At 44.5% G+C, this 4,722-nt stretch carries 4 protein-coding genes and 2 pseudogenes; 1 reads left to right on the forward strand and 5 read right to left on the reverse strand.

Annotated features, from left to right (window positions below; all coding sequences use genetic code 11):
- Window positions 1-465, forward strand: a pseudogene (locus DXD25_RS15770) (hypothetical protein); the annotation flags it as partial.
- Window positions 466-538: 73 nt separating this feature from the next.
- Here the strand turns inward: DXD25_RS15770 and DXD25_RS15775 are convergent.
- The 5 genes and pseudogenes from DXD25_RS15775 to DXD25_RS15800 all read right to left on the reverse strand — a co-directional run.
- Window positions 539-1,159, reverse strand: coding sequence for a radical SAM protein (locus tag DXD25_RS15775; protein WP_094881917.1), 621 nt, complete (start codon window positions 1,157-1,159; stop codon window positions 539-541).
- Window position 1,160: 1 nt separating this feature from the next.
- A complete protein-coding gene (locus DXD25_RS15780; protein WP_117664330.1) occupies window positions 1,161-2,165 on the reverse strand; it encodes an energy transducer TonB in 1,005 nt (334 codons plus the stop codon).
- 19 nt (window positions 2,166-2,184) lie between these two features.
- On the reverse strand, window positions 2,185-2,982 hold the full coding sequence (locus DXD25_RS15785) for an energy transducer TonB (RefSeq protein ID WP_233522361.1): 798 nt from the start codon (window positions 2,980-2,982) through the stop codon (window positions 2,185-2,187).
- Between the two features lie 322 nt (window positions 2,983-3,304).
- Window positions 3,305-4,093: a hypothetical protein gene (locus DXD25_RS15795; RefSeq protein WP_117664332.1), complete on the reverse strand. Its 789-nt coding sequence runs from the start codon at window positions 4,091-4,093 to the stop codon at window positions 3,305-3,307.
- A 155-nt stretch (window positions 4,094-4,248) separates the two neighbouring features.
- Window positions 4,249-4,722: pseudogene (locus DXD25_RS15800) on the reverse strand (dehydrogenase); the annotation flags it as partial.

Raw genomic sequence — 4,722 nt, forward strand, 5'->3', positions numbered from 1 at the left:
CAGATGAGACAAGAGAATGATGTTTCCTCGAAGGCATTGCAAGACAAACTTGAAGTGATGAACAATTCACCTCAGAAGAAACTTGTCACCCATCGCTTCGAGCCTACATCAAAGTATGTTCTTCTTTTCATTGGCGGCTTGGCTCTATCTCTCGTTCTCTCCATTTGGGGCAACCTCACCCAATGGCGAGAGCACCAAGATTGGGAGGAGGCAGACTTGAAGTATAGAGCTTTGAAGATGGTTCTGTCTGCTGATGACCCAAACATCTTATATATAGAGAAGCACTTCTCTGTAAACAGAGACGAAAATGTCATAGACTATGTCAAAAATCGTGTTGCAGCTTACGAAGATTCTGTTCTCAAATACAATGAAATGGTACGGATGGCTGCATACAAAGACAGTGTAGCTAATGAACTTCGCAGAGAGTCTAATAGCATAAAACGTACTATTAAAAATTACCAATAATTTTTATCCAATACCCCAATGAGATGGAATTTACATTCAAATCCATTTCATTGGGACATATAATTAAAACTGTTTATTTGTTTCTAATAACATATTCAAATTCATCAAAATTCTCATATCCTAATTCTATTAAGACTTGGCGACTGTGTTTCCTGTCATCTTCGGTGTTGAACTTGGGGATTATGGGGAGACGAAGGATGATCTTGTCTTTATGTTTGGCATGAGTGTTGAGCCAGACAAGGTTGTCGATAACTTGCCGGTTGGGCTTACCTGTGTAGGCTTGATAGATGGCAGGATTCATGTCCTTGATGTCGATGATAAAGGAGTCTATGTATGGGGTGACTTTCTCCAAGTGATGGCGAGGTACGTTTAGACTCGTCTCCATCGTAAAGTGCCATCCCTCTGGGCATAGTTCACAAAACTCCTTTATGAATGAACTCCACAGAAGCGGTTCACCTCCACCAAAACAGATGCCGCCTCCTGTAGCTAAGAAGTAGAGGTTGTCCATCTCCACGTTCGCCATCAGCAGTTCTGTATCCACCTCCTGCCATACGCCGTCAGCATCAAGGCATTGGGGATTGAGACAGTATTTGCAACGAAGCGGACAACCGTGGAATGCCACAAGCGTGGTGACGCCCTCGCCGTCTATCGTGAGGCGGTGGCGGTCGATGCAAATGAGTGGGGCGGTCTTCATGTTATTCTACTTTAAATGTGAAAGGAACGGTGGCATGTGATTTCACCACCTTTCCGTTTTTCTTGGCAGGAGTCCATTTCGGCATGCTTTTCAGCACTCGGATGGCTTCCTCGTCGAGGATAGGGACAAGACTTTTCTCCACCTTGATGTTGCTCAAACTTCCGTCCTTGTTGACGGTGAAACCAAGGATGACTCTGCCTATTGGCGCGCCTTCTCGACATTCTTTTGGATATTGAAGGTTGGTCTTGATGTATTGCGTCAATGCAGTCGAACCGCCTGGGTATGAAGCCTCTTCGAAAGTATCTTCTCTTTTGATGACGGGAGCCGTTCCTCTAATTCTGACTTCGGGAACGATTCCAGCCACGACTTCCCCTAAGGCACTTTCGTTGAATATTAGAGTGATGATATTGAGCTTGTCTCGGCTCATTTCAGATAGTTTGATGCTTCGGTCTATGAAGCCGATGTATTGCACGGTTATCGTGTCGCCTTGCTCCACTTCGAGAGTGAAGTTTCCATTGACATCAGTTATTGCATACTTTCCCGAAAGTTTAGCGATGACGGAGGCTCCAATAAGCGGCTCATTGTCCTCGTCGCTAATGATATGCCCTTGAACGAAGAGCATTCCTTTCTTGCTGAGAGAATCTTTCGCTTGGAGTAGGGCGATGTCGTTGGTGGTGTATTTTTGGAACTGGATAGGGATAACCTTTTCAGACTTAGGCGGTGTCGATTTGTAATATCCCTTCTGCGTGGCGCACGATGTGGCGGATGCGGTGAGGGCGGTGATGCCCAAAGCCACTCCTGCGACCTTGATGGCTTTCCCTGCCATCTGTCGGAGGTGCAGTTCGTGTTCTAAGTCCCTCACGTCTTGCTCGCATTTCGGGCAAGTGCCCTTGCATTCGCCCTTAAAGTGGCATTCTTCGGGTGAATAACTGATTCCGTTGGCATCCGCGATCTGCTTGCGGATGGCCTTGAGCGTGTTGCAAATGTTGCGTCCTCTTGTTGCCATGATTTTTCCTTTTTTATAGTTACTGCACGTGGATGTAGACAGGAAGCGTGTATTTTGATTTCACCGCCTTGCCGTTTTGCTTGGCAGGAATCCACTTTGGCATACTTTTCACCACCCGGACGGCTTCTTTGTCAAGGTCAGAATAGACGCTTTTCTTCACTTTGATGTCATTTAGATTTCCATCTTCATTGACAATGAAACTAACGACAATTTTTCCTTGTATGCTGCAATCGCCCTGTATGTTTGGATAGCGAAAATTGTCTGCAATATATTTCATACACGCCGCTATGCCACCAGGAAATGACGCTTCCTCATCAACATTATCAAATATTTTGCTGTTATTGGTTGAGTCTGTGGCGATGGCGGATTGGACAACGGCGGTCTTGGCTCGCTTGTTCTTCTTAGATGGCTTGCTGTCCTCTTTCAGCGGCATGAATTTCTTGACGGTCACGTTTTTGATAGGCTTTGTGCGGTCGATTTCCCCGTTGTACATTGTTGGGTCTATTGAGTCTTCATGCAAGGTTGTCGACAATCTTGTAAGTGTATCTTTGTCGTTTCCTTGTGGTTTCCCATCAGAACAAGCCGCCATGGCGACAAGTCCTGCTGCAATACCTGCAACCTTGATAGCCTTTCCTGCGGTCTGTCTACGTCGCAACTCATGCTCCAAATCTCTCACATCTTGCTCACATTTCGGACAAGTTCCCTTGCATTCACCATTGAAATGACATTCTTCGGGTGAATAGTCAATCCCATTTGCATCCGCTATCTGCTTGCGGATAGCTTTGAGAGTGTTACAAATATAACGTCCTCTTGCCATAGTTTATTTTTTTTTTATGCTTATGTCCTTTTTTGATAACAACAATTTCACCCATGAGTCCTCCACTTTCTGTCAAAGTGATGACATTGAGTTTTTCGAAATTCATTTCAGAGAGTTTGATGATTCTGTCTTGCATACCAATGAACTTTATGGTGATTGTATCTTTTGGCTCCACTTCAATTGTGAAGTTTCCATCAATATCTGCTGCCGTTTTCTTTCCAGAAAGTTTAGCTGTGATGGAAACTTTAACATAAAGCCCTAAAGCACCCGAAAGCGAATAAGAGAATGAGTTTTGAAGCGACCCTTTTAATATGAAGAAAACTTAAAAAAGCTGAGCAGCTGCCCAAACTAACTCCACCTTTGTTACTTGCGGATAAGCTTCCTTATATTTATCTGTCAAATCCCAGAAGAAATGCGAGCCTTCTTTTCGTTTCAAATAGAAATTCTCCAAAGTTCCGCCTTTACCATCTCCAACCTCGAAATAAAGTATACTGTGATCTTCATTATACGTAGTAGTATAATACCCATCCACCAACACCTTTCCACCAGCAAGGAACTGGATTCGGGATACTGTAAATACATCACCACGGCTCTTGAATTTAACAGCTTCATAAGGCTTACTTGCTATCGCATCCGATGCTATCACCAAAGAATCTTCCTTGGAAACACCCTCCACCTTACAATATTTTTGATAACCACTAAATACTTGTGTAGTCTTCCATAACGTCTCAACATCCTTGACTTCCACGGCAAGTTTTGCCTCATTACCATCTTCATCAGTCACTGTAACAATAGCCTTTCCCACAGCGATAGCAGACAAGCTAATACGCTCATCCTTACCATACTGCCCCGTCTCATGGATGCAAGTTACAGTGACTACTTTCTCATCAGAAGACTGTGCCGAAATCTTGCCCTTGGCTCCTTGCACATTCACGCGGGCACCCTGGGTGGTATATATGACAAGGCTATTGCCCTTGATACCCACTTGTTTGCCTGTGTTAATATCACCAATGATTTCATCCTGTGTGAGTTGAATACCATCATCATCGCTACACCCTACCATCAAGAGAGCGACGAAAGCCATTGCCAAAAAGTAAATCTTTGCTTTCATAAACTGTTGTTTTTATGAGTTATACATGATAGGCGCTTTGCCCATCCTCTATTTATAAAACATTATTCTCCCCCCATTATTGCATTCTTCTTCCTATTATCTTTCTTTATTTAACACACTTTTACGCAAAAATATAAGAAACGCCTGTTTTGTTTCTATACTATCGGCAGACTTATTCCGTTGATCTTCTGATAAATATCTAAGGCATAGATATCCGTCATGCCGCTGATGTAATCCAATACTGCCATGATTCGCTCTTCCAGACTTTCCAACCAAATATCGTACTGGCTGCTTACCCGGCGCAGAAGCTGCTTGGAGTAGAAACGGGACGGGTTGACGGCGGCATCGATGAATACCTCCATCAGCGTAGCCATGATCTTGTAACCCGAAAGCTCGATGTCGAGAACGGGCTTGCTGGCATAAATCTTCTTTCTCGAAACCTGGGTGCAGGTGATGTAGGCATTGCGCTCGTGCTCCGAGATGTGGTCGATGAGGGCTCCCTCGAAGGTGCCGGCAAGAATCTCTTCCTCGTGGTCGAGGAATGCCTTTACGCATTCGTTCTCCAGTTTGCCTATTACGCAGGCTCTCTCTTCTATCACCAGCCCTCTGTTCTGGAGCAAGGCAACCTG

Origin of the sequence: Prevotella sp. TF12-30 (assembly GCF_003436715.1) — a bacterium.
Classification (GTDB): Bacteria; Bacteroidota; Bacteroidia; order Bacteroidales; family Bacteroidaceae; genus Prevotella; species Prevotella copri_A.